General features: G+C 37.9%; 21 protein-coding genes. 14 read left to right on the top strand and 7 right to left on the bottom strand.

Features of this window, described 5'->3' with window-relative positions:
- Window positions 1-667: 667 nt before the first annotated feature.
- A complete protein-coding gene (ompR, locus tag H4J69_RS03465; protein WP_070375641.1) occupies window positions 668-1,393 on the top strand; it encodes a two-component system response regulator OmpR in 726 nt (241 codons plus the stop codon).
- A gap of 58 nt (window positions 1,394-1,451) precedes the next feature.
- Window positions 1,452-2,747: a two-component system sensor histidine kinase EnvZ gene (gene envZ / locus H4J69_RS03460; RefSeq protein ID WP_182213863.1), complete on the top strand. Its 1,296-nt coding sequence runs from the start codon at window positions 1,452-1,454 to the stop codon at window positions 2,745-2,747.
- A gap of 170 nt (window positions 2,748-2,917) precedes the next feature.
- Here the strand turns inward: envZ and pckA are convergent, their stop codons facing one another.
- Entirely contained in the window at window positions 2,918-4,528 is a 1,611-nt protein-coding gene (gene pckA, locus H4J69_RS03455; protein ID WP_070375643.1) for a phosphoenolpyruvate carboxykinase (ATP), read from the bottom strand.
- A gap of 473 nt (window positions 4,529-5,001) precedes the next feature.
- The gene (locus tag H4J69_RS03450) at window positions 5,002-7,566 is read right to left on the bottom strand and encodes a penicillin-binding protein 1A (protein WP_182244020.1); all 2,565 of its coding nucleotides are present in this window, start codon (window positions 7,564-7,566) and stop codon (window positions 5,002-5,004) included.
- Between the two features lie 185 nt (window positions 7,567-7,751).
- Here H4J69_RS03450 and H4J69_RS03445 point away from each other — a divergent pair, with 185 nt between their 5' ends.
- The 9 genes from H4J69_RS03445 (at window position 7,752) to H4J69_RS03405 (ending at window position 16,709) form a co-directional block, all read left to right on the top strand.
- A complete protein-coding gene (locus H4J69_RS03445) occupies window positions 7,752-8,831 on the top strand; it encodes a pilus assembly protein PilM (RefSeq protein WP_182213859.1) in 1,080 nt (359 codons plus the stop codon).
- The gene (locus H4J69_RS03440) at window positions 8,819-9,409 is read left to right on the top strand and encodes a PilN domain-containing protein (RefSeq protein WP_070375646.1); all 591 of its coding nucleotides are present in this window, start codon (window positions 8,819-8,821) and stop codon (window positions 9,407-9,409) included. The genes H4J69_RS03445 and H4J69_RS03440 overlap by 13 nt, the downstream gene beginning before the upstream one ends.
- Window positions 9,406-10,014 carry a type 4a pilus biogenesis protein PilO gene (locus H4J69_RS03435; protein ID WP_182213857.1) on the top strand — a complete coding sequence of 203 codons (609 nt, stop codon included), beginning with the start codon at window positions 9,406-9,408 and terminating at the stop codon, window positions 10,012-10,014. Before H4J69_RS03440 ends, H4J69_RS03435 begins: the two co-directional genes overlap by 4 nt.
- Entirely contained in the window at window positions 10,011-10,550 is a 540-nt protein-coding gene (locus H4J69_RS03430) for a pilus assembly protein PilP (RefSeq protein ID WP_070375648.1), read from the top strand. Before H4J69_RS03435 ends, H4J69_RS03430 begins: the two co-directional genes overlap by 4 nt.
- Complete coding sequence (locus tag H4J69_RS03425; protein ID WP_182213855.1) at window positions 10,550-12,607, top strand: type IV pilus secretin PilQ; 2,058 nt, start codon at window positions 10,550-10,552, stop codon at window positions 12,605-12,607. Before H4J69_RS03430 ends, H4J69_RS03425 begins: the two co-directional genes overlap by 1 nt.
- Window positions 12,608-12,764: 157 nt before the next feature.
- On the top strand, window positions 12,765-13,283 hold the full coding sequence (aroK, locus tag H4J69_RS03420) for a shikimate kinase AroK (RefSeq protein WP_070375650.1): 519 nt from the start codon (window positions 12,765-12,767) through the stop codon (window positions 13,281-13,283).
- Between the two features lie 32 nt (window positions 13,284-13,315).
- Window positions 13,316-14,380: a 3-dehydroquinate synthase gene (gene aroB / locus H4J69_RS03415; protein WP_182222463.1), complete on the top strand. Its 1,065-nt coding sequence runs from the start codon at window positions 13,316-13,318 to the stop codon at window positions 14,378-14,380.
- A 23-nt stretch (window positions 14,381-14,403) separates the two neighbouring features.
- On the top strand, window positions 14,404-15,801 hold the full coding sequence (locus H4J69_RS03410; protein ID WP_182244021.1) for an SPOR domain-containing protein: 1,398 nt from the start codon (window positions 14,404-14,406) through the stop codon (window positions 15,799-15,801).
- Between the two features lie 89 nt (window positions 15,802-15,890).
- Complete coding sequence (locus H4J69_RS03405) at window positions 15,891-16,709, top strand: Dam family site-specific DNA-(adenine-N6)-methyltransferase (RefSeq protein WP_220463144.1); 819 nt, start codon at window positions 15,891-15,893, stop codon at window positions 16,707-16,709.
- Between the two features lie 18 nt (window positions 16,710-16,727).
- Here the strand turns inward: H4J69_RS03405 and H4J69_RS03400 are convergent, their stop codons facing one another.
- On the bottom strand, window positions 16,728-16,955 hold the full coding sequence (locus H4J69_RS03400) for a DUF2970 domain-containing protein (protein WP_070375653.1): 228 nt from the start codon (window positions 16,953-16,955) through the stop codon (window positions 16,728-16,730).
- 315 nt (window positions 16,956-17,270) lie between these two features.
- Here H4J69_RS03400 and H4J69_RS03395 point away from each other — a divergent pair, with 315 nt between their 5' ends.
- Window positions 17,271-18,452, top strand: coding sequence for a GGDEF domain-containing protein (locus H4J69_RS03395; RefSeq protein ID WP_182244022.1), 1,182 nt, complete (start codon window positions 17,271-17,273; stop codon window positions 18,450-18,452).
- Window positions 18,453-18,509: 57 nt separating this feature from the next.
- Here H4J69_RS03395 and nagB read toward each other — a convergent pair whose 3' ends face one another.
- Together nagB and H4J69_RS03385 are read right to left on the bottom strand one after the other, a co-directional pair.
- On the bottom strand, window positions 18,510-19,316 hold the full coding sequence (gene nagB, locus H4J69_RS03390; protein WP_182244023.1) for a glucosamine-6-phosphate deaminase: 807 nt from the start codon (window positions 19,314-19,316) through the stop codon (window positions 18,510-18,512).
- A gap of 240 nt (window positions 19,317-19,556) precedes the next feature.
- Window positions 19,557-20,246, bottom strand: coding sequence for a TorF family putative porin (locus tag H4J69_RS03385; RefSeq protein WP_182213846.1), 690 nt, complete (start codon window positions 20,244-20,246; stop codon window positions 19,557-19,559).
- 661 nt (window positions 20,247-20,907) lie between these two features.
- On the opposite strand from H4J69_RS03385, the gene rpe reads away from it, so the two are divergent.
- Window positions 20,908-21,582: a ribulose-phosphate 3-epimerase gene (gene rpe, locus H4J69_RS03380; RefSeq protein ID WP_182213845.1), complete on the top strand. Its 675-nt coding sequence runs from the start codon at window positions 20,908-20,910 to the stop codon at window positions 21,580-21,582.
- A gap of 39 nt (window positions 21,583-21,621) precedes the next feature.
- Window positions 21,622-22,626 (top strand): tryptophan--tRNA ligase, encoded by a 1,005-nt coding sequence (trpS, locus tag H4J69_RS03375; RefSeq protein WP_182213843.1) that lies wholly within the window; start codon window positions 21,622-21,624, stop codon window positions 22,624-22,626.
- Between the two features lie 88 nt (window positions 22,627-22,714).
- Here the strand turns inward: trpS and H4J69_RS03370 are convergent, their stop codons facing one another.
- Both H4J69_RS03370 and H4J69_RS03365 read right to left on the bottom strand, forming a co-directional pair.
- Window positions 22,715-23,689 (bottom strand): FHA domain-containing protein, encoded by a 975-nt coding sequence (locus H4J69_RS03370; RefSeq protein ID WP_182213841.1) that lies wholly within the window; start codon window positions 23,687-23,689, stop codon window positions 22,715-22,717.
- The gene (locus H4J69_RS03365; RefSeq protein ID WP_182213839.1) at window positions 23,680-24,933 is read right to left on the bottom strand and encodes a serine protease; all 1,254 of its coding nucleotides are present in this window, start codon (window positions 24,931-24,933) and stop codon (window positions 23,680-23,682) included. The genes H4J69_RS03370 and H4J69_RS03365 overlap by 10 nt, the downstream gene beginning before the upstream one ends.
- Window positions 24,934-25,074: the final 141 nt, after the last annotated feature.

Raw genomic sequence — 25,074 nt, 5'->3', positions numbered from 1 at the left:
CTTTTTTTATATCTAGATTTTAGTGAAATAGTCAAAACAGCCAAAGTTACTAACACAGAGCAGGTGTTGTATCGCTGTACCTAAAAGAAGCATCGCATAATTGCAGATTTTAGTGCTCACGAGAATTCAAGAAAAGACGCTTAGGCGTCTTTTTTTATCTCTAAATTTTAGTGAAATAGTCAAAACAGCCAAAGTAACTAACACAGAGCAGGTGTTGTATCGCTGTACCTAAAAGAAGCATCGCATAATTGCAGATTTTAGTGCTCACGAGAATTTAAGAAAAGACGCTTAGGCGTCTTTTTTTATATTTAAATTTTAGCAAAACAGTCAAACAGTTAAAGTTGCTACCACAGAGCAGGTGTTGTATCACTGTACCTAAAAGAAGCATCGCATAATTGCAAATTTTAGTGCTCACGAGAATTCAAGAAAAGACGCTTAGGCGTCTTTTTTTATCTCTAAATTTTAACAAAACAGTCAAAGTCGCTAACACAGAGCAGGTGTTAATAACTTTGCAGTTCAATGAGACTGTCTGGCCTCACTCCGTATGGCTGTAAACGGTCAAATTTCATAAATTGTAACAAATACCTTAACTTTAAATCTTAATAGCAGCTTTATTATTACTTTTTTTAGATTATAGTGAACAAATGATTGTTATAGGATGACCCCAATGAGTAATGAAACTAAAAAGATATTAGTAGTTGATGATGATATGCGCCTTCGAGCGCTTTTAGAGCGATATTTAGTTGAACAAGGGTTTGCTGTGCGGACTGCGGCGAGTTCAGAGCAAATGGATCGTTTACTTGAGAGAGAGAACTTTCACTTGTTAGTCTTAGATTTGATGTTACCTGGCGAAGATGGCTTATCTATATGTCGTCGCTTACGTCAACAATCTAATGATATGCCAATTGTCATGCTAACCGCCAAAGGCGATGAAGTTGATCGTATTATTGGTTTGGAACTCGGTGCTGATGATTACATGCCAAAACCTTTTAATCCAAGAGAATTATTAGCGCGAATTAAAGCTGTGTTGAGACGTAGGGTACAAGAAGCTCCTGGCGCTCCTTCACAAGAAGAGAACATTGTTTCTTTCGGTGAGTATCAACTTAACCTTGCCACTAGAGAGATGGTAAAAGGCGATATTAATATGCCTTTAACGAGTGGCGAATTTGCTGTTTTAAAAGCCCTGATCACTCACCCGAGAGAGCCACTGTCTCGTGATAAACTGATGAATTTAGCGCGTGGTCGTGATTATTCAGCTTTAGAGCGTAGTATTGATGTACAGGTTTCACGTTTAAGAAGAATGTTAGAAGTAGATCCGGCAAAACCTCGTTATATTCAAACGGTTTGGGGTTTAGGCTACGTCTTTGTGCCTGAAGGTAAAGAAGTCAATTAGTGCGTTTAACACCGTTACCTACCTTATATAAGCGAAGACCCTACTATGGATGTAAACCATGAAAATATTGCCACGTAGTGCCTTTGGGCAAACCGTACTCTTGATTGGTTTTTTACTCTTGATTAATCAAGTTGTTTCTTGGGTATCAATGGTTTATTACATCATCCAACCTAATACTCAGCTAACTAATGAGTTGTTAGCAAAACAAGTACGGGTTGTGCTTATTGATATTGATGATGATCTGCTTAGAAAGGCATTCTCAAGATCATTTCAAGAAAAAACGGGCATTGAAGTTTATCGTGAAAGTGACGCATTATCGTCAGGGTTGGCAGAAGCTACCTATCTTGCGCATCGCTCTAAAGAGATGTCAAAATTACTTGATGGCGATGCTGAACTGAGACTGACCCAAGGAGGGGAGCAATATATATTCTGGATCAGGCCTCCGCAAGCGCCACATTATTGGATCAGAATTCCCCTTTCAGGTCTAGAAGAAGCAAACTTTTCTCCGCTTACAGTGGTGTTAATGTTTCTGGGCCTATTAAGTGTCATTGGCGGTTGGTTGTTTGTTCGGCAAATAAATCGTCCTTTAAAAGCATTACAAAAAGCCGCAGAAGATGTCGGGCGTGGCGAGTTTCCTCAGCCATTAGCCGAGTTAGGAACCACTGAAATTGTTGCGGTAACTCAAGCTTTTAATCATATGTCTCGAGGTATAAAACAGCTCGAAGACGATCGTAACTTATTGATGGCCGGAATTTCTCATGATTTACGCACGCCATTAACCAGAATTCGCCTTGCGGCGGAGATGATGTCAACACAAGATGAGTTTTTAAAAGAGGGTATCGAAGGCGATATTGATGATATGAACAGTATTATTGATCAGTTTATCGACTACATTCGCCATAACAGTAAAGATAAGCCTGAGCTTTGCGATCTCAATCACTTAATTAATGATGTGATGCAAACCGAACTTATTTATGGTCGGCAGATAAATTTTTCAGAGCAAGAACTACCTGAAATACCGCTACGCTTTGTTGCGATGAAGAGAGCGGTTGCTAATATTATTCAGAATGCCTTACGTTACTCTGATGGAGATATTGATATTATTACCGGGATTTCAGCGGATAAAAAGTCAGTGTATTTCTGTGTGTCTGACAACGGCCCTGGTATTCCTGAAGAAGATATAGAACGTTTGTTCCAACCTTTTACGCAAGGGGATAAAGCGCGAGGCACAGAAGGAAGTGGTTTAGGCTTAGCGATAATAAAGAAGATAGTGAATACCCATGGTGGCGATGTTCTGTTAACTAACCGTGCTGAAGGCGGTTTATCAGCCAAGGTTTTATTACCCATTAAATAAATTTTCTGAAATTCACACAGTAACCGTGCGTTGCACAATGGACTGATGCAATAGAAGGCATGTCTCACTAAGAATGGTCATGCTGTGATAACGGTTCATCCTGAACATAAAAAAGCCGCTAAATGTTAAGTTTAGCGGCTTTTTAGTGATAACATTTAAATATTAAGTCGTTATAGCTGAGGTCCAGCATCCACTAATGACTTACCATTATCAGTATCAGTAAACTTACTAAAGTTTTTAACAAAGCGCTTAGCTAAATCTTCTGCTTTAGTGTTCCACTCTTCTTTATCTGTGTAAGTATCACGAGGGTCAAGAATATCGCCTTCAACTCCTGCAACACTCGTTGGGATTTCTAAATTAAATAACGGTAAAACAGTAGTTTCAGCGCTATCTATAGAACCATCTAGAATCGAATCAATAATCGCACGAGTAGCCTTTATTGAGATACGTTTACCCGTACCATTCCAACCGGTGTTAACTAAGTAAGCTTCAGCACCAACGGCTTGCATACGTTTACGTAGAACTTCAGCATACTGAGTAGGGTGCAAGCTTAGGAAGGCTGCGCCAAAACAACTTGAGAATGTCGGAGTCGGCTTGGTAATACCACGCTCAGTTCCAGCAAGTTTAGCTGTAAAACCAGATAAAAAGTAATATTCAGTTTGTGCGGGGGTTAACTTTGAAACAGGTGGTAATACACCAAAAGCATCGGCAGTTAAGAAAATAACTTTTTTCGCATGACCAGCACGAGAAATAGGCTTAACAATATTTTCAATATGATCAATAGGGTAAGACACACGGGTATTTTCAGTTTTTGAGTTATCATCAAAATCAATTTTACCGTGCTCATCAACGCTAACATTTTCTAATAATGCATTGCGACGTATCGCATTATAAATATCAGGTTCATTTTCTTTGCTTAAGTTGATCGTTTTAGCGTAACAACCACCTTCAAAGTTAAACACACCATTATCATCCCAGCCATGTTCGTCATCGCCGATAAGTTGACGCTTTGGATCTGTAGAAAGCGTTGTTTTACCTGTACCTGATAAGCCGAAAAATACCGCTACATCGCCTTCTTCACCGACGTTTGCACTACAGTGCATTGAAGCAATACCTTTTAAAGGTAATAGGTAGTTCATCATTGAGAACATACCTTTTTTCATTTCTCCGCCGTACCAAGTACCGCCGATCAATTGAATTTTTTCAGTAAGGTTAAAGGCAACAAAGTTTTCAGAGTTAAGACCTTGTTCTTGCCATTTATCGTTAGTTGTTTTAGCACCATTCATTACGATGAAATCGGGTTCGTAATCTTTCAACTCTTCATCTGAAGGGCGAATAAACATGTTTTTAACAAAGTGAGCTTGCCATGCAACTTGAGTGATAAAGCGAACTTTTAAGCGTGTATCGGCATTAGCACCACAGTAAGTATCGACAACAAATAAACGCTGTTTAGAAAGTTGAGTAGTCACTAAAGTCTTTAAATGATCCCAAGTTTCTTGCGTCATTGGTTTGTTATCATTCTTACCTTGATCAGACCACCAAACCGTATCACGGCTAGTATCATCACGAACAATATATTTATCTTTAGGTGAGCGACCGGTAAAAATACCCGTATCGACGTTAACCGCACCAAGTTCGGTTTCTATGCCTTTATCAAAACCAGTCAGTTCAGACTTAGTTTCTTCAGCAAAGAGTAACTCGTAAGACGGATTGTAAACAATCTCGGCAACATCATTGATGCCATATACAGATAAATCAATTGAGCTTTCTAAAGAAGCCATAGCGAATACTCTCCTAAAAGTACGACAGTGAACATTTTGTGTTAAACATGTTTGAGAACGCAATTTTAGGCGATTATTAGACAAAACGAAAGCAAAATTTCTTTCGTTGTGAAAGTTTTCACTATAACTTTCATTTATAGTGGTAGGGGGGAAGATACGGTGACTGAGTAATTAAACTAAATATTTTACCATTAGAACCATGCTAATTTATTTTAATTGTTTTATTACAAGAGCTTATTGCTAGTTTTGCTTTGTGGGAGAGACTGTGGATTATGCTGTTGATTCGCATAATCTACAGTGAATTTATTTTTGTAAAAGGAACAAAACAATTAAATAAATGTTTTGTTCTGTAAGGAATAAGTTGCAAATGAAAGTTATAAAAGTCAAAAGCTGACAATAGCGACAAGTTACAGCAAGTATCTCACTAACATTTGTCAGGCGACTAATGATATCGGAAGAAAATTACTGCCTGGTTAAAATATATCGCCGTTACTACTCTCATCAAAAATACGTGAGCCATCAAGTATTTCACTACTATTATCTTGTGTTACCGATTCTGTTGGCGCGGTGCCAAACTGAAAGTATTCAAAAAAGCTGGTTTTATCTGTTTTATTGGTCAGTTTACCGCTGCTTTTATCAATGCGTACTGACACTATATCAACAGGCTGAATAAAAGCTTCTTCAGGATGAGCAACTAATGCAACTTCCATAAAGTCTATCCAAGCTGGTTGTGCTGATTTTGCACCAGCTTCGCCACCGGTAATTTGATATTTATCGAGATTGCTATTATAACGTGTTTTACCCAAACTTCTGCCAGGGTCATCAAAGCCTACCCAAGAAGTAGTGACCAATCGACGGCTAAAGCCTGAAAACCACGCATCTTTTGATTGATTTGTTGTCCCTGTTTTTCCTGCAATATCATGTCGTTTTAATGTTTGTGCGCGCCATCCTGTTCCTCGCCAAAACGGTTTCATTTGATAATCTGAACCCCAAATTGCCGCATTTAATGCTTGTGTCACTAAAAAAGCGTTCTGCGGGCTAATCACTCGTTCAGCTTTAATAAGTGGACGAACGTCTTTTTCAGCTAAAAGCTCAAACGGGACTGAGGAATTATTAATATCTCGTTGCTTAATTTCTAGTGAACATATGTCACAGGCAATAGCTGGATTTGCTTGGAAGAGGACTTTACCAAACGAATCTTCTATTCTATCAATTAAATAGGGTCTGATTAAATAGCCACCGTTCGCGAAGGTTGCAAATCCGGTGGCCACTTCTAATGGTGTTAGAGATGCAGAGCCTAGAGCAAGTGTTTCGTTTCGTGGTAAATCGTTGGGTACAAAGCCAAAGGCTGCTAAATGCGGAATTATTTTGTCTAATCCAACCGCTCTTAATAGTCTAACAGCGATAACATTTTTAGATTGTGCAAGTGCTAATCGAACCCTAATGTCGCCGTTATAAATAGGGGGAGAGTTTTCTGGACGCCAAACTGAACCTGAACTTTCATCCCATTGGTTAATTGGCGCATCATTGACAAGTGTGGCTAAGGTAAAGCCATTATCTAAAGCGGCGGAGTAAATAAAGGGCTTTATGTTAGAGCCCACTTGTCGTTTTGCCTGTGTAACTCGATTAAACTGGCTTTGCTGAAAGCTAAATCCGCCAATAGCTGCTTTTATCGCACCATTATCTGTTGATAAAGAGACGAGAGCAGAACTCACTTCTGGTAGCTGGCTTAATGTAAAACCCTGCGCGGTTTTAATAACAAAGACAACATCGCCATATTGGAGTATTTCATTGGCAAGCTTAGGTGCAGCGCCCTGTTTTTCATCATTAATAAATTCGCGTGCCCACGACATGCCTTGCCATAATATATCGCCTTCTTGCAAAGTGATGTGGTTATTATCTTGATGACCTAAAAATTTAATCGTCGCTGACTGTTCAGCAATACCTGTGATCACAGCAGGAAAAAGTGTTTGATAATTATCAATTTTATTAAGCGCTTTGATAACTTCATCATCGCTGAGCTCAGCTACCTTATCAATAGTACTTGTATTTTCAGTTAACTCTGGGCGTAAAGAAACGACTGCGCCACGATATCCATGTCGCAAATCGTATGACAGTAAGTTATCGATTACTGCTTTTTGTGCTGCTCTTTGAAAATCTGAGTTAACCGTTAGATAAACATTGTAGCCACCGGTATAGGCAAGCTCTTTTCCATAGAGATCGACCATCTCTTGGTGTGCCATCTCTGCTATGTATGGCGCATTCAACTCAATTTCTACACTGTGTCTCTTGCCGGTAATAGGGGCTTGGTTTGCTTGTTCCATCTCTGTTGAGTTGATATAGCCTGCGCTATACATACGCTGTAAAACAATTGCGCGATTGGTCTTGGCGTTATCAGGCGAACTTATAGGGTTTCTGTTAGAAGGTGCTTTAGGTAAACCAGCAAGTACCGCTATCTGTGCCAGTGTTAAGTCTTTAACATCTTTACCGTAATATACTTGTGCTGCTGCGCCAAAACCAAAGCTACGATGACTTAACGGTATTTTATTCATGTACAGGGCGAGTATTTCATCTTTTGTGAGTAAACTTTCAATATGGAAAGTTAAAAATATTTCACGGATTTTTCGAGTGTAGGTTACTTCAGAGGATAAGAAAAAGTTTCGTGCCACTTGCATGGTAATGGTACTTGCACCCCCTTTGTTTTGTCCCATCAGTTTACCGAGTACAGCTCTGCCTAGTCCAATTGGGTCGACGCCAAAATGTGAATAAAAGCGATCGTCTTCACTGGCTAAAATGGCGTTAATCAGTTGTTGTGGAAATTCGTTAAGCTTTAAGGGGATGCGTTTTTTTTCGCCAAACTGATTGATTAACTTATTATCGGCACTAAAAATTTGCATCGGCGTTTGCCATTGCATGTCTTTTAATGAAGTCACACTGGGCAATTCACTGCGCATTGATAAATATAAAGCGGCTAAAGACAAACAAGCTAAAAATATAAAGATTAGCCCTACTTTTATGAGACGTTTAAATAAAAGCACTAAATTTTTCTCTCAATATTGGACAAAAAAACGATTAATAACACTAGTATATCCTTTAAAAGCATGTAATAAATGTATTTATCTCAGGTTTATGCCTAATATAAAGCAATGCAATAATGTTTATTTAAATTTATTTATTTAAATTGTGTCGTTATTAGTGAATTTACTCATATTAGTAGGATGTTATGCTCAGCAGTCTTTTTAAAAAGAATACATCTTTAATAGTTGGTATTGATATTGGTTCTCATGCAATAAAAGCGGTTTTGTTAAGTCAAGACGATGAAGGGTATGTGCTGGAAGCATTAGCAACAGAAGTTATGCCCCGTGGCGCTATTATTGACCGAGAAATCCAAGACATTGATGCCGTTGGCAAAGTTGTTACTAAAATCAGAAAAGAAATTACCTCTTCAGTCAATCAAGCTGCAGCAGCCGTTTCTGGACAAACCGTTATTACTAAAGTTATCTATATGGACGTTAATTTGTCTGAGCACGAGCTCGCCAGTCAAATTGAAATTGAAGCCGATAGTTTAATTCCTTACCCTTTAGATGAGGTTAGTTTAGATTTTGAAAAACTGGACATTAATGAATCAGACCCAACCAAGGTTAATGTTTTATTAAGTGCTGCTCGAACCGAATCAGTAGAAGCGAGAGTTGCGGCTTTAGAATTGGGAGGATTTCAAACTAAGGTTATTGATGTTGAGTCATATGCCGTGAGTCGAGCCTACGATTTAAGTTTATCGCAATTACCCGATGATGCTAAAGACAAAACGGTTGCTATAGTTGATGTGGGCGCGGTGATGACCTTGTTTTCGGTGACTGATGCTGGCGCACATATTTATAGCCGGGATCAACTCTTTGGCGGCGAACAATACACTCGATCAATTGTTTCATATTATAATCAAACCTTTGAAGAAGCCGAGCATGCCAAAATAACGAATGACTTGCCGCCTAATTATACCTTTGAAGTTTTAGGACCGTTTCACACCATTTTTACACAGCAAATTCGCCGTGCAATACAAATGTTCTTAACCTCTAGTGGGAAAAAGAAAGTAGATTATATTATTGTTTCAGGTGGTAGTGCTAATGTTGAAGGTCTTGAAGCCTTGTTAACTGAAGAATTAGGTATCCATACTATTATTGCCAATCCTTTTAAATCGATGACAGTTGCCGACAGTGTAGATAAAGATGTGTTAGATAAAACCGCCGCTCAATATATGGTAGCAGCAGGTTTAGCATTGAGGAGCTTTGTTTCATGGCATTTATAAATCTACTCCCATGGCGCGAAGAAGCCGAAAAAGCCAAACAACGTGAGTATTTTACCCTACTTACTATTGTTGCCGTAATCGCCTTCGCACTGGTTTTTATTATTAGTCAATTTTACCAAATGCGTATTGATGGTCAAAATTCACGTAATCAGTTTTTAAAAACAGAAATTGCTCTTCTAGACGCCCGTATTATAAAAATTAAAAACTTAAACGAAAAGAAAAAAGAATTACAAAAAAGAACTCAAGTGGTTGAACAACTTCAGCGCAGCCGAAATGTGGGTACCCAAGTTTTTGATGAAATAGCTAAAATAGTGCCAACAGGTGTTTATTTGACCCGTCTTGAAAAACAGGGCAACAGTATTAACATCGTTGGCAAAAGTGAATCGAATAATCATTTAGCGAATATGATCCGTGAAATAGAGCGCTCGGTGTTATTTACCGATGCAATTTTAGAATCTATTACGACCAATGAAGCAAAAAACAAATTATTGAGTGACTTTAAAATGCGGGTGCGTATTAAAGGCTTATTAAATAGTGGAGATGACGGAAAAGTCATCACTAACGGAGGTAAATCATGAACATAGATTTAACTCAATTCTTTGAACAATTTGAAGGTTTAGAGGCTGATAACGTTGGGCAATGGCCAAAAGCTGCCAAAATAACATTAGCCGTTTTTATCGCTATCGTGGTTTTGGTGTTAGGTTATTTTTTATTAATCAGTGATAAAATAACAACACTCGATAATTACGCGGCGGAAGAAGTTACACTAAAAAGCCAATATCAAATAAAATACCATGTTGCTGCCAATTTAGAGTTATTTGAGCAGCAAATGAAAGAGGCAGAGGCCTTATTTGCCAATCAATTAAGAAGTTTGCCTGAAAGTCATGAAACCCCTGGCTTACTTGATGATATAACTTTTGTTGGGACAACAAGTGGGCTGAAATTTGTTAAGCTTAATTGGCAGCCAGAAATAACCCGTGAAATTTATATTGAACTTCCTATTGATATTGAAGTGGTTGGTTCTTATCATGAGTTTGGTAACTTTGTCAGTAAAATTGCTGGGTTACCTCGAATTGTTACTTTGCATGACTTTGATGTCGATATTAACAATATGGAAAATGGTTTGCTGGGTTTAAAACTACAAGCAAAAACTTATCGTTATCGAGAGGCTGAAGAAAAATGAAAAAGTCAGTCTTATTTATTGCGCTTGTTATCAGTGTCAGTGGTTGCTTTGATGATACCAGTGATTTACGAACCCATATAGCGACAGTGCAGGCAAATACACCCAATGTTATTAAACCTATGCCGGTAATTTCAAAGTTTGGTCATTTTGACTATTCAGCGCAAGGGTTACGAAGTCCATTTGATAAACCAGAAGTTGAAGCAATCCAACAGAAAATTCAACAGATGTCAGGATGTTTGAGTCCAGATCCTCGTCGCCGTAAGCAGCCCTTGGAAAAGTATCCGCTCAGCAATTTATCAATGCGAGGAACTTTAGGAGAACAAGAGATTATTTGGGCACTTGTTGAGGCCTCTGATGCAACCTTACATCGAGTTGCTGTTGGAAGTTATTTAGGGTTGAATCATGGTCGCATTACAATGGTGAATCCATTTGATGTTAAAGTTAGAGAATTAATTGCTGATGGCGCTGGTTGTTGGGTCGAACGTGAGACGACACTTAAAATGGTCAAGTCAGGTACAGAGGGGCAAGGGAAGTAATGTTGCTATTTAATAAAATAAAAACTAATCAGTCAGTTACATTAACGGTAACGCGAAGTGTTATCACCGCAGTGATGCTCTATTCTTTGGCTTTTTCGGCATGGTCTAGTGATCTAATCGGTATTAAATATAATACTTTACAGAACGATGAAATAGAGTTGCAGTTTGAACTCACCGAAACCATTGTTAATCCACCCGTGATGAAAACGGCGATGAATCCTGCTCAAATTAGCATTACCTTTGATGCGAATGAGTTTAATGAAAAGTTATTAAAAACCATTGTTGAACATGCCGGTGTTAGTCATGTTAGCGTGCAAAAATTAGCAGGAAAAGTGGTTGCTACGGTTCACTTAGATCAACTGTCAGTTTTTGATATTAAGCAAAATGGTAAGTTCTTCTCATTAATTCTCAATAAAGGTGTGGGCGACTCGCCGATTACCCAGGTCAATCCATTAGGTAATACCTTTATTAACAACATTGATTCGATAGATTTTCGTAATGGTGAAAACAATGAAGCACAAATACTGGTTTACCTTGATGACAGTATGGTTGCTGTTGATGTGACAGACAAACTCGGCAAGCTGTATATCGAATTCCATAACACCCAAATTATTGACGATTTACTTTATAAATTAGATGTTACCGACTTTGGTACGTTAGTTACTGGCATCGAAACCTTTAGAGAGGGACGTAATGCCAAGTTTATTGTCGATATCAATAGTGATTTTACTTTTAAGCATCAACAGATTAATAATGTTTTTTCATTAACCGTTGTTAAAAATGATAAGGCGCCCGGTTACTTAGAAGAAGATGGTGATTTTAGTGGTCGCGCTATTTCTTTAAATTTTCAAGACATTCCTGTTCGTACCGTTTTACAAATTATTGCTGATTACAATGGCTTTAACTTAGTGACCAGCGATAGCGTCTCTGGAAATGTGACTTTGCGTTTAGACGGCGTGCCATGGGATCAGGCCCTGGATATTATATTAAAAGTTAAAGGCTTAGATAAGCGTATGGAAGGCAACATTTTAATGGTTGCTCCGAGCGACGAACTTTCTGCCCGTGAAGCACGTGATTTACAAGCTAAACAGCAAGTCGCTGAACTTGCGCCACTCTACTCTGAATACGTACAAGTAAATTATGCTAAGGCAACCGACTTTGCTAACTTAATTAAAAATGATGACAACAGTATTTTGTCAACACGTGGCAGTGTCAGTGTTGACGAGCGAACGAATACCTTATTAATTCGTGATACGGCGAAAAGTATCGAAGATATAAAGCGTATGGTCAATGTTTTAGATATTCCTGTACGACAAGTGATTATAGAAGCGCGTATGGTCACAGTGAAAGACAGCATTAATGAAGAGTTAGGTATACGCTGGGGGGTTACTGATACTGACGGGGAATATGCGGGCTCTGGCTCCTTAGAGGGGGCTAATTCTGCAGCAAGTGGACTGGTACCTAATTTAGCTGACCGATTAAATGTTAACTTACCCGTAGCAAACCCAGCAGGTAGTATTGCTTTTCAAGTGGCGCGATTAGCCGATGGTACTATATTGGATCTTGAGTTGAGCGCGATGGAGAAAGAAAACAAGGGTGAAATTATCGCAAGCCCAAGAATTACTACGGCAAATCAAAAACAAGCGTATATTGAACAGGGGGTCGAAATTCCCTATCAAGAAGCATCGTCAAGTGGCGCGACATCAACCCAATTTAAAAAAGCTGTGCTTAGTTTAACGGTAACACCACACATTACCCCAGACGATCGTATTATTCTTGATTTAGTTGTTACTCAAGATACCGTCTCTGATGTACAAAGTGGCCAAGCACCCGCAATTGATACTCAGCGAATAGGTACACAAGTGCTAGTTAATAATGGCGAAACGATTGTTCTTGGCGGAATTTATCAACAAGCAATTATCAGTACAGTATCAAAAGTACCTGTTTTAGGCGATATTCCCTATTTTGGTTGGCTATTTAGAAATAGCAACAACTTTAATGAGAAAAAAGAATTATTAATTTTTGTGACACCACGCATCGTAACTGAGCGTTTTTAAACAACTTTGTGAGTTACTGAGTAATTTCATTTTATTTTCGTCTTAGTTAACTTGCAATGTACACCGAACAATTGCGATAATTACGCCCTCAAAATTTTCGGAGGGGGTTCCCTCATATTTGTAAACGTAATTATTTATACGAGCTGAAGTTAATCTAATGGCAGAAAAACGTAATATTTTCCTTATCGGCCCTATGGGCGCTGGTAAAAGCACAATTGGTAGAGAATTAGCTGATAGGCTACATCTTGAGTTTTTTGACTCTGATCAGGAAATAGAGCGCCGAACAGGTGCAGACATCGCATGGGTTTTTGATCTTGAAGGCGAAGAAGGCTTTCGTAAAAGAGAAGAAGGTGTAATTGAAGACCTAAGTGAAAAACAAGGTATTGTTTTAGCGACTGGTGGTGGTTCAGTGATAAGTACACAAGTACGTAATCGCTTATCGGCACGAGGCATAGTTGTCTACTTAGAAACAACTATAGACAAGCAAGTGGCTCGTACGCAGCGTGATCGTAAACGTCCATTGTTGCAAACCTCTGAAGAACCACGCACAGTACTTGAGAATCTAGCAATAGAACGCAATCCTTTATATGAAGAAATTGCTGACGTTATTGTAAAAACAGATGATCAAAGTGCTAAAGTTGTTGCCCATAAAATTGTTGAGCGCTTAGATTTCTAAAAGCGGCTAGGCACTCAAAAAAAGACCTAAAAATGACAACGCTAAATGTTGAACTCGGTACACGCAGTTACCCCATCTATATTGATAGCGGACTATTAACTAATAATAGTCTGCTTACTCAGCATATTCGTGGTAAACGAGTATGCATCGTTTCTAATAATATTGTTAAGCCGTTATATCTTGCTACTTTAAAAGCAAAACTAAGCGCTTTCGACGTTGACGAAATAATATTACCTGATGGCGAAGCTCAAAAGTCACTTGCAAACTTTGATGTGATCATGTCACATTTATTGGCCAATGGTCATGGGCGAGATTCGACATTAATTGCTTTAGGCGGCGGTGTTATTGGTGATATTACCGGCTTTGCAGCCGCATGTTACCAACGCGGAATCAACTTTATTCAAGTTCCAACCACATTACTTTCACAAGTCGACTCTTCTGTCGGTGGTAAGACAGCGGTTAATCATCCTTTAGGTAAAAACATGATTGGCGCTTTCTACCAGCCAAAAGCTGTTCTTATTGATATTGATAGCCTTAGCACTTTACCTATCCGCGAATTCAATGCGGGCATGGCTGAGGTGATTAAGTACGGTATCTTAGGTGATAGTGATTTTTTTGCTTGGTTAGAAAGCAATATTGAAAAAATAAAATCAGCGGATAAAAACACACTGATTGAAATGGTTAAAACTTGCTGTCAATGCAAGGCAGATATTGTTGCCGCTGATGAGACCGAATCAGGCGTAAGGGCATTATTGAATTTAGGCCATACCTTTGGTCATGCTATCGAAGCCGATCAAGGTTACGGTAACTGGCTTCATGGTGAAGCTGTCGCTACTGGCATGGTACTTGCCTCTAAGTTATCAGTAGCAATGAATTTGCTTGAAGCGTCAGATCTTCGTCGTATAGAAACATTAATTGCCGCGTTTGATTTACCATTAACAGCGCCTGAAAGTATGGGCTTTGAAGAATTTATTTGTCACATGCGTCGTGACAAAAAGAATTTGGCAGGTGTATTACGTTTAATCGTACCCACGGCTATTGGTCAATCAGAAATGCGTGATGATATTAGTGAGGAGATGCTTCAACAAATTCTGTAATTTTAATACAGAACAGGTGAAACATGTCTGCACAAGCACATGCCACAGAATATAACGCTCCACAAAGTGTAACAACCATTAGTGCTAACGCACGCGTTGATTATATTTTACGCTTTTCAAAGCATGCCGTTTTGGTTGTTGACCAAGATGCCAATGTTTATTCTCAAGTAGCGAGTCAGTTTCTTGGCTCTTTGGGTAATGATCACAATGCTGCTTTTATCGCTATATCACCTAAATTAAACGATATTCAAATTCGCTGTCGTATTGTTGAGCAACTTTTCGCTGACACTCTATTTGATCCTGAGCAGTCTTTAGCTGTTAGCTTGATCAATTTATCTAAGCAAGAAAAGCAAACCATTGATATTGTCATCGAACACGCCCAGTTTCTCTCCGTACAGATTTTGCATGAACTATGTCAATTAACTGACATAGCTAAAAAAGCCAATTATGCAATCAGTGTGCTTATGCTTGGTACGCCAAAAGCTGGACTTTTATTGGCGCAAAATAAATCACTATTCCATAAAAAAATCTCAGTTTTATCTGGAGAAACAGGTCAGTTATTAACCCTTAACTCCAAAGCATTCAAAGTGAAGACATCACTTTTTACCTTCAGCCGTTTTACGAAGTGGACCTTAATTTTTATCTGTTTCGTGATTTGCTTAGGGGCAACAGGTTATTGGTTGTTTCAACAAGATGTTTTTAGTGCGAACACCCAGCTTAAATTAAAAGCGGTACCAGCAAACTCGACCAGTATTATTTCAGCCTATAATAAAAATGTGAGTGCTCCAGCGAAGAGTGAAGATATATTTCTTTCGTTAACCGCACCCGACCCAGGGGGAAAGGTTCTAATTAGTCTACCGGCAGAGCCAAATGATATCGTTCAAGCGATTGTCAACGCAGAAAAAGACGTCGTTGAGTCGACAGAGCCAATAGCCACCGATAAAGCTAAGCGCTTTGCATCGTTTCTTGATAAAAAAGGGGATACTGAAAATAAAGCTTCTGTTACCTTATCAACGGGTAAAACCGTAATAGAGGCTTTATCCGTTAAAAAGTCAGAAAATAAAGTGACACCCCTGATTACGCAAGCCGCTATTCTAGTAAACTCGATTGAAGATGTTGGCGCCCAAGCCACTTACTATATAAGCGCACCATCGGGCTTTGTTATACAAATTGCTGGTTTTACTCGTCTTTCCGTATATCAGGAGTTTATACCTGATTTTGTCGGTCTCAAGATTAAAAGTTACTACCGACTATTTAACCAACAACCTATGCTAATGATAACCTCTGAGGTTTTTGAGACTCGTTTGGCCGCAGAAAAGGCTGTTATGTTACTGCCAAGTAGTATTAAAGTTCATCAGCCGTGGGTAAAGTCACTTCAAGCAATTAATAATGAAATCAATGCTTATCAAGACTCCCAATAATAAGCTAATCAGGATACAATTCGTTTTCTATTTTAAACGTCTATTTAAGCCTAGCACTTAAATAATGAGTTGTAAGGCAAATGGGTTAAATGATCAAAAAGCATCGAGCATTTTTAAAGTGGGCTGGCGGAAAATACGGCCTCAGCGATGTAATTAATAAAATGTTACCCAAAGGGGAGCGTTTAGTCGAACCTTTTGTCGGTGCTGGTTCAGTATTTCTGAACAGTAATTTTGACCATTACTTGTTAAATGATATAAATCAAGACTTAATCAATCTCTATAATATTATTAAAGAAAACCCACAAAAATTTATCAAAGATTCAGCGATATACTTTACGCCTGAATATAATCAATCTGAAGTTTATTACCGGTTACGAAAAGAGTTTAATGCCAGTAGTGACAGCTACTTTCGTTCGCTGGTATTTCTTTATATGAACCGTCATGGTTATAATGGCTTATGTCGATATAATAAATCGGGCGGTTATAATGTTCCCTTTGGTAAGTATAAACGTCCATATTTTCCTGAAAATGAAATGCTGTATTTTGCCGAAAAAGCTAAGAAAGCCACTTTTGTTTGTGAAGGTTACCGAGAAACTTTTGCCAGGGCAAAAAGTGGCGATGTCATTTACTGTGATCCCCCTTATGTACCATTAAGTAAAACAGCTAGTTTTACCAGTTATGTTGGTAATGGCTTTGGTTTAGATGAGCAAGCTGATTTAGCCAATATTGCTGAAGAAGTCACTGAGCAAGATAAAATATCAGTATTGATCAGTAATCATGACACTATCTGGACACGTAAAATATATGAGCATGCCAGTAAGCAAAAAACGATACAAGTAGCGCGCACTATTAGCCAAAAGGCGAGTAAACGTAATAAAGTTGCAGAGTTACTGGTACTTTATAAGTAAGCTTCTAAGTCACTTATCTTAAGGTAAAACTAAAGATACTGCCGCGATCAACACGCCTATAAATATAGCTACACCTATTACAGCAGCAATGATGAAGTGGCTTAGTTTTCCTTCACTAAAATCTCTATCGCGGTTTTTATTACTTTGTACGCCAAAAAAAGCGGCGCCGACGCTTTTAGCGGTCGTTTTAAAACTACTGCTTTTATCAGAAGAATTTGTTTTTTTTGATAAGTTTTCCGTTGGCATCATATAATCCTTTTGTTGGGTGACACTTGATAGTCGCTTACTTTTCGCGCTAAAACAATCCTAAATATATTTCATCATTACTATCTACACGTTTTAGCGTTATCGAACGAGCAACTTATTTCAAGGTGATCGCTAACGTGGTGGCGATGAACAATGATTACCTGTTTAACATAACAGGGTAAAGACGATATAAATTATAAAAAATGCATATATTTTTGACAGTAAAATATAGCTAGTCTATGCTAAATTGTATATTTGTCTAATATACAGATTATTTATCTAATTTACTGATAAAAATAGAAAAAGGATTTTCCATTGAACACTGATTTACTCAATTATGTTAACTTTCCCGCTTTAATTATTAATGAGCAAGGAACTGTAGTTAGTCGTAGTAAACACATCAAGCATAAATATCATATTAATGAGGGAGATGACTTCTTTGCATTATGTGACAGTAAGGTTAGTTTATCTGAATTCATTCTCAACATTTCTAATATGCCTTTAGGCTCAAATGATAAATGTTTAACACATTTTAGTTTTATCCAAAAAAATATAGAGGTGTATGTCAGTATTATCAGTAAACAGCCGATTCTTTTTCTTATTGAATATAGTGCTGAATTACTACAGGACTCATTAGTTGTTGATTTAGTCGACCACTCGAATAATTTATTGTCCTTAGTTGATAAAAACTATCACTATTTGTCAGTTAATGAACAATATAGCCATAAATGGGGCTTGCAAAAAGCGGACATTATTAACCAACATGTTATAACGGTTTTAGGAGAAGAAGCTTTCAATAAAGTGGTTAAAAAAGAGCTCGATTTATGTTTTTCAGGCAAGGTGAGAACTTATACTGATTGGTTTTATTCAGAAAATAAAAAACAAATGCTCTTTCTCAAAGTTGCTTATCAACCTGTTTTTGATAGTCATTCAGACCAAGTTAACTCTGTAGCTGTTACAGTAACTGATATTACCGATATCCAAGTACTCAATGAAAAACTGACGGAACAAGCTTTCCATGATCCGCTAACCACCTTAGATAATCGATACGCTTTAATGGCATATTTCGATAAACTTTCCGCTACACTGACCAGAAATGATTGTTACAGTCTAGTAATGATAGACTTAGATGATTTTAAACGCGTTAATGATTCATACGGTCATAATATCGGTGATGAACTGTTAAAAGCCTTCGCGGTTAACTTAAAAAACACTTTACGTACTGATGACTTTTGTTGTCGATGGGGCGGAGATGAATTTGTGCTGTTATTAGCGCAAGGAAACACAGCTCAAACATTAGTCACTGCGAGATATAATATAAACGATCGATTTCAGCAACTGCAAGAGAAAGTTTACCAGGTGGCAAAGCATAAATTATCATTGAGATTCTCATTCGGTTTAGCGTTATTTCCTCAACAATCCAAGAGCTTAGAACAACTCATCTCGATAGCAGACAGCAAAATGTACCGAGACAAAAAACTACAAAAGTTAAGTTAAATCTCACCTCAACAAAGGTCCCTAGATTAGGGACCTTTTATTGAAGCATTCACTTTGTTAATAATTATGATAAAAACCATAAGTTTCGTTGATTTTACGGTGTTGCTGATCAGCCCAAAGGTAATACTGATGATCTTGTAGTTGGCTTGCAGCTGCTTTGTCTAACAAAATAACTGCATTTTCATGCATCTGTAATGCGGATGCCGGACACATAGCGGATAAAGCTCCGGTGATCATTGTATTTACTGCTTGGGCTTTATTTTCTCCTGTCGCCATTAATAATACATAGCGAGCATCCATAATAGTGCCAATACCCATGGTCATTGCCATTGTTGGTTGTGTTTCACCGTCTTTAAATAAGCGGCTATTATCTGTCAGTGTTTGCTGGGTTAATGTTTTGATACGGGTACGAGATGATAAGCTCGAAGTCGGTTCATTAAAACCAATATGGCCATTAGCGCCAATACCTAATATTTGTAAGTCGATACCCCCTAATGATTTTATTTTTTTTTCGTAGTTAAGCCCTTGTTCACGAGGGTTTTGGTTATGGTTACACGTTGGTAGGTAGGTATTGATTTGTGCTATGTCTACGTTATCAAATAAATGCTCTTTCATAAAACTCCGATAACTTTGAGCATTATTAGCATTAATATTATGGTATTCATCAAGATTAAATGACGAGACGTGGCTAAAGCTTAGCCCTTCATTTTTATGTTTATTAACCAAATGTTTATAGAGGCTAATCGGGGTGCTACCGGTAGCAAGACCGAGCACAGGTTTAGCTTTTTTAGTGATTAATTCACTGACCCATAGTGCTGCATGCTCTGCAACTTGTTCAGCATCATCAAAAATAATTATTTGCATGTAAAATCCTTAAAATTTAATTTAATTAGGTAAAATTTCACTAATGGATGCAAATCGTTATTGTGATGAATATCGGCTTTTTGGTTTCGCTAAATATATTAATTAGGTTTAAATATCTTAGCTATGCCGCCGTTTATTTTAAAATCAACACTAATATAATTGTACTACGCGAAGATTTTTTTTGCACTGTCTTTAACTATCTTTAAAAAGCCAGTAAAATTATTACTGGCTTATCTTTATTTATAAGTCGATATCAACCGAATAAGAAATGACAAACTTCATATCATCATTATCGATGTCGGTATCAGATACCGCAAAGGTAAAGCCATCTTTACTTAAGCTAACACTGTAATCGTTATAATCTTCTGCGATCATGGCGTCGTCAAAAGAATAATCGCCAAGATGAAAAGCTAAGGTTAAACCGTCAGCTACTTCAAACTCTGCTCCCGCTGCAATATATAAGCTGGCATCAGCAAAAGCAGCACCGTCGTCGTTATGAATTCCGTAACTTGCTGAAAGTGAAAAATATGAATAGCCCAAAGAGCCATATATCTCGCCAAAATCATATTCGTTAGTACTATCAGTTTGGGCTGAGTCAGGGTAGGCATAATAAATATAACCCACATCATAACTAACATCTTCGTTTAATTGGCCGCTAAAACCTAAGTAGAAATCTAGTTCAGCACTCGCATCATCACCAAAATCGACATTTGAAGCCCAAGCTCCAGCATAAAAGCCTGAATCGTCAGCATAGTCGATACCACCAGAAATAGCGGCAGCATTGTCTGTTTGGCTAACACCACGCCATATATAGTTACTACTAGCAGCAACATTAGCAGATAAACCTTCAACAGCTGATGCTTGTGTTGATAATAATGAAGTAGCGGCAAGTAAAGATGTGAGCGATATCGATAATAGTGTTTTTTTCATAATAGTCTCTTTATGTAGTAGTTTTTTATTTAATATTTTAGGGCTAAACCATACATTGCAAGGTAGATGCCTGAGCGACATAATAATATTAATAAATTTTACATAGTTATTTCAATGACTTGGTGAGGTTGTTTTTTTTATTATGAGGGTCTCTCACTAATAGATGATCTTTATTGGTGCAATTAAATCGTTAACGCTCATAAAAAGTGCATAAAATATCGATTCGTATTATCTCGTATGTCGTGGTCTTTCTTGGCAGTCTTTCACGTATAGTTAAAACGTTAACGTTGATAATAAAAAAGTGCATAAAATATCGACTGGTATTATCTGTGATGGCGTGGTCTTTCTTGTCAGTCTTTCACGTTATAGTTAAAACGTTAACGTTGATAATAAAAAAGTGCATAAAATATCGATTCGTATTTTCATAAAATATCGACTGGTATTATCTGGTATGGAGTGGTCTTTCTTGGCAGTCTTTCACGTTATAGTTAAGCCGTGGTTATAAAAAGTAATCAGAGCACGAAATAATCATGAGCATTCGACACTAAAAGAGCAATCGCTGGGTAACATTGAGTTAAATAACGCTTGGACGCATGAATTTATAGAGTTTTCCCTTAGGTCGTTGTTATAATGTTGCGCAATATTCTAAAAAGGTTTATCTATGTCTTCATTTTTAATTGCTCCTTCTATATTGTCTGCTGATTTCGCACGTTTAGGTGATGATGTTGCTAAGGTTTTAGCTGCCGGTGCCGATGTTGTGCACTTCGATGTAATGGATAATCATTTTGTGCCTAACTTAACTTTTGGCCCAATGATTTGTCAGTCGCTACGTGATTACGGTATTACCGCACCTATTGATGTACATTTAATGGTCAAGCAGGTTGATAGTCTAATTCCAGGCTTTGCTAAAGCAGGCGCAGATATTATCACTTTTCATCCAGAGGCAAGTGATCATATTGATCGTACTCTGCAATTAATAAAAGACCATGGCTGTAAAGCGGGACTGGTACTAAATCCGGCCACACCATTGAATTGTTTAGATTTTGTTATGGATAAACTTGATGTTATCTTGTTGATGTCAGTTAATCCTGGCTTTGGTGGTCAATCGTTTATTCCAACCACATTGGATAAGTTGAGATTAGTAAAAGAGCGCATCATCGCTAGTGGACGTGATATTCGTTTACAGGTTGATGGCGGTGTTAAAGCAGACAATATTGCTGAGATAGCGGCGGCGGGCGCTGACATGTTCGTTGCAGGGTCAGCCATTTTCTCAAAGCCAGATTATAAGCTGGCGATTGATGAAATGCGCAGCGAATTAGCGACAGTTAGCCAATAGTTTAATTAACAAATAAATCAAATAAAATAAAGAGAAATCATGAGTAAACCTATCGTATTAAGCGGCTGTCAGCCATCAGGTGATTTAACCATTGGTAATTATTTAGGTGCGTTAAAACAATGGGTTAGTATGCAAGATAGCCATGAGTGCTATTACATGTTGGTTGATCAACATGCTATTACTGTTCGCCCAAACCCCGCTGATTTGCGAAAGGCGACGCTTGATGGCCTAGCCTTGTATCTAGCCTGCGGCGTTGACCCAGAAAAGAGTACCATCTTTATTCAATCACATGTCCCTGAACATGCTCAGCTTAGTTGGGTGTTAAATTGTTACACACAAATGGGCGAATTGAACAGAATGACGCAATACAAAGATAAGTCACAAAAGTCTGAAGCAAATATGAATTCAGGTTTATTTACTTATCCAGTCTTAATGGCAGCAGATATTCTTCTCTATAATGCTGACCGTGTGCCGGTTGGTGAAGATCAAAAGCAGCATCTAGAATTAGCTCGTGATATAGCGACTCGTTTTAATAATCTTCATGGTGACACATTCACTGTGCCAGACCCTTATATTCCTGAATTTGGTGCGCGAGTAATGAGCTTACTTGAACCAACAAAGAAAATGTCAAAATCAGACGCTAATCCTGGTAATTTTATTGGCTTATTAGAAGACCCTAAAAAAATCAGTAAAAAAATCAAACGCGCCATGACTGATTCTGATGAAGAAGCTAATATTTATTTCAATATTGAAGAAAAACCAGGTGTATCAAATTTACTGTCTTTATTGTCTTGTTGTACAGGTGAAACCGTTGAGCAGTTAGTACCACAATATGAAGATAAAATGTACGGGCACTTAAAAGGTGACGTTGCTAATGCTGTGGTTGCTTTATTAGAACCTATTCAGCAAAGATATCATCAGATCCGTGAGGACCAGGCTTATTTAGATGCAGTGATGAAAGCAGGCGCTGAAAAAGCATCAGCTAGAGCAAGTAAAATATTAGCAAAAGTTTATGATGCGGTAGGTTTTATTCCTCGACCTTAATGTGTCGTCATCACTCAGTCGTTATTCTCTGGGCTAACAAACAAAAAAGCTAACGAACTCGTTAGCTTTTTCTGTTTATTAAGGCGCTTTATTTGTCTTCAAGTGCTGCTTCTTGCGCATCGTTAAATAATGTTTTACTGCTCTCAAGAAAGCCTTGGACATTATTGCTGTGAGTAAATAAATAACTTGGCGCCATTAACGTGGTATTAAAAGCGGGACGGATACTGAATTCAGGTTTTTTACTTAACTGAATTAAGAAGCTACCACCAAACAATAGCAGCGTCATGCAACTTGCTATTACTGTTCTGCGTCGAGTGCTCATATGAAAACCAATTTGGCAATTTAGCCAGAATAAACAAAATGCCAATACAATAGGTAAGAAAGTGGCAAGTACGCTGAGTATTGACTGAGATGAAGCATTAAAGCTGGTGATGTTTTCAATAAAATCACTTAGCCACATTAAATTATAAAAGACAAAGCAGATGCCTAATTGTCCCCAAAATCTAGCATCATGCTTGGTTAAATGAGAAACCAAAGCAACACCAATAGGCCAAAGCCCAAAGAGTAAAGTCATGCCAATAGCCGGTACTAATAACTGAGTGAAATTGACTTCTACAGGGTTGTGAAGGTTAAATAACCAGCCGGTAACACTGGCAAATAATAAAATATTTATGGCTAAAAAGACCGGATGTCTTGTTAAGGTTAAAATATTTTCAAAAGGGCTAAAACTAATGCTTTCAGGTACGGGATGATCGGGAAAAACAATGCGTACTAAACTTTTGCCAATCATAAAGACTTGTCCAGAACGAACGATGTGCTGATGGACAGCTGATTTTGTTTTTGAAAACTCATCGTCATAAAAGCTGCCGTTAATAGAGCCTTCATCGTTTAGCAGCCAATGTTCACCATTAAAATTAAGGCTAAGATGTTGGGCACAAATATGTGGGTCCGCCATAATAATATCATTATCATAACCACGACCAATATTGATGTGATTTTGTATAAATTTATGTCGAGCTATTAATTTATGGGCGCGAGTAATTTCTTCTATGATTATTTCCATGAGATAGACTCCATAAATTTCTCTGTAAATTTGAGTGCACTATTTTGCGTAACGCCAGCGACAGTAAAGTGGCTAAGTAAGGCTTGGTCGCCCTTATCAACAGAAATAGCTATATATAAAACGTCAAATAATTTAGGGAAATCTTTGTAGGCACGGGTACAAAAAACTGATTTGTTGGTAATCGCTTGGTTTGATGGTGTAACAATATCGTGCTGACATTGAAACTCAGTAACATCATCTTTACCCGCTTTGTTTCCTGGCATGACTTGCGTTAATTGACGCTCAAATATTTGATAAAACTTAGTGTCACTAAGTTCTTTTGCTTGCATATAGCGATATTCCATTTCAATAGAGCCGGTGAAAAAATCATTTGAGATGTAAGTGTTTTCATCCAAAGAACAATTAGCAACCACGGCTAGAACAATAGCATCTGCCTTATCAGCGTTTGACTCTCCCCAACAACGAATAAAAGGAATATTAACCACGGGAATTAAACCTTCTCCTAAAGGGCGCATCTGCCATTCGCTATTTAACAAGGTGGTAATTAACTTGTCTTGATTATCGGCAAGTTGTTGTGCCATTTGTGCTGCAATACTTTCAGAATTACCTGTTTTATAACGCTTGTATAAGTTAAGCAGTTTATCGTGTGGTACTAAAAATCCGATTTGATTACCTGAAGTCGCCACATTTATCCCAACGACTTCAGAGTTTTTATTAACGACAGGTCCGCCACTCATCCCAGAGTTCACTGAGCCGGTAAAATGGATGCGGTCGTTAAAAGATTCATTCTTCAAACCATTGTAAGTGCCGGGTACTACTATCATGCCTAAATCGTGCGGGTTACCTAACGAATAAAGCTCTTCGCCTTTTTGGGGAACACGCTGTGCAATTTTAAAGAAAGGCATTTCGCCATCAGTCGTTCTTTTTACCAAGGCTAGATCATTGATAACATCAACACTTTGTAAAGTAAGTGGCGCTTTTTTACCTTGGTGATCAAAAATTTCAATCGTGTACTTATTGGGATGACGCGCATAGCCAGAAATAACGTGATAATTGGTTGCAATTAAACCGTCGGCACTAATTTGAAAACCAGAGCCAATTGATGACTTTTCACCGCTGGCGATGTCTATAAGTCTTATTTGATAAAGTGACGGAGCAAGTTGTTTGAATATTTCTTCTGCTTGTTCGGTGGCATAACTTATTGTGCTAACACACAATAAAATTAAGGTAGTTAAACCTTTCATTTATATTCCTTATTTTGAGTCTTAGTTCATTGTGCCATTGTTAGGTTAATTGTCATCTATTATCCCCAAATAAAGTAAATTCTCTTTGTTGTTTGTTAATGTATTGTATAGTTAAGAATAAAATGGATAAAAGGTAGCGTA

The sequence above is a fragment of the Colwellia sp. BRX10-9 genome (genome assembly GCF_014077405.1).
GTDB lineage: Bacteria > Pseudomonadota > Gammaproteobacteria > Enterobacterales > Alteromonadaceae > Colwellia_A.
This window is presented reverse-complemented; position numbering and strand designations above follow the sequence as displayed.

Excerpts from the sequence above, each read along its gene's own strand:
- ompR (WP_070375641.1), top strand. The coding sequence starts at position 668 with ATGAGTAATGAAACTAAAAAGATATTAGTAGTTGATGATGATATGCGC.
- envZ (WP_182213863.1), top strand. The coding sequence starts at position 1,452 with ATGAAAATATTGCCACGTAGTGCCTTTGGGCAAACCGTACTCTTGATT.
- pckA (WP_070375643.1), bottom strand. The coding sequence starts at position 4,528 with ATGGCTTCTTTAGAAAGCTCAATTGATTTATCTGTATATGGCATCAAT.
- H4J69_RS03445 (WP_182213859.1), top strand. The coding sequence starts at position 7,752 with ATGCTCAGCAGTCTTTTTAAAAAGAATACATCTTTAATAGTTGGTATT.
- H4J69_RS03440 (WP_070375646.1), top strand. The coding sequence starts at position 8,819 with ATGGCATTTATAAATCTACTCCCATGGCGCGAAGAAGCCGAAAAAGCC.
- H4J69_RS03435 (WP_182213857.1), top strand. The coding sequence starts at position 9,406 with ATGAACATAGATTTAACTCAATTCTTTGAACAATTTGAAGGTTTAGAG.
- H4J69_RS03430 (WP_070375648.1), top strand. The coding sequence starts at position 10,011 with ATGAAAAAGTCAGTCTTATTTATTGCGCTTGTTATCAGTGTCAGTGGT.
- H4J69_RS03425 (WP_182213855.1), top strand. The coding sequence starts at position 10,550 with ATGTTGCTATTTAATAAAATAAAAACTAATCAGTCAGTTACATTAACG.
- aroK (WP_070375650.1), top strand. The coding sequence starts at position 12,765 with ATGGCAGAAAAACGTAATATTTTCCTTATCGGCCCTATGGGCGCTGGT.
- aroB (WP_182222463.1), top strand. The coding sequence starts at position 13,316 with ATGACAACGCTAAATGTTGAACTCGGTACACGCAGTTACCCCATCTAT.
- H4J69_RS03410 (WP_182244021.1), top strand. The coding sequence starts at position 14,404 with ATGTCTGCACAAGCACATGCCACAGAATATAACGCTCCACAAAGTGTA.
- H4J69_RS03405 (WP_220463144.1), top strand. The coding sequence starts at position 15,891 with ATGATCAAAAAGCATCGAGCATTTTTAAAGTGGGCTGGCGGAAAATAC.
- H4J69_RS03400 (WP_070375653.1), bottom strand. The coding sequence starts at position 16,955 with ATGCCAACGGAAAACTTATCAAAAAAAACAAATTCTTCTGATAAAAGC.
- nagB (WP_182244023.1), bottom strand. The coding sequence starts at position 19,316 with ATGCAAATAATTATTTTTGATGATGCTGAACAAGTTGCAGAGCATGCA.
- H4J69_RS03385 (WP_182213846.1), bottom strand. The coding sequence starts at position 20,246 with ATGAAAAAAACACTATTATCGATATCGCTCACATCTTTACTTGCCGCT.
- rpe (WP_182213845.1), top strand. The coding sequence starts at position 20,908 with ATGTCTTCATTTTTAATTGCTCCTTCTATATTGTCTGCTGATTTCGCA.
- trpS (WP_182213843.1), top strand. The coding sequence starts at position 21,622 with ATGAGTAAACCTATCGTATTAAGCGGCTGTCAGCCATCAGGTGATTTA.
- H4J69_RS03370 (WP_182213841.1), bottom strand. The coding sequence starts at position 23,689 with ATGGAAATAATCATAGAAGAAATTACTCGCGCCCATAAATTAATAGCT.
- H4J69_RS03365 (WP_182213839.1), bottom strand. The coding sequence starts at position 24,933 with ATGAAAGGTTTAACTACCTTAATTTTATTGTGTGTTAGCACAATAAGT.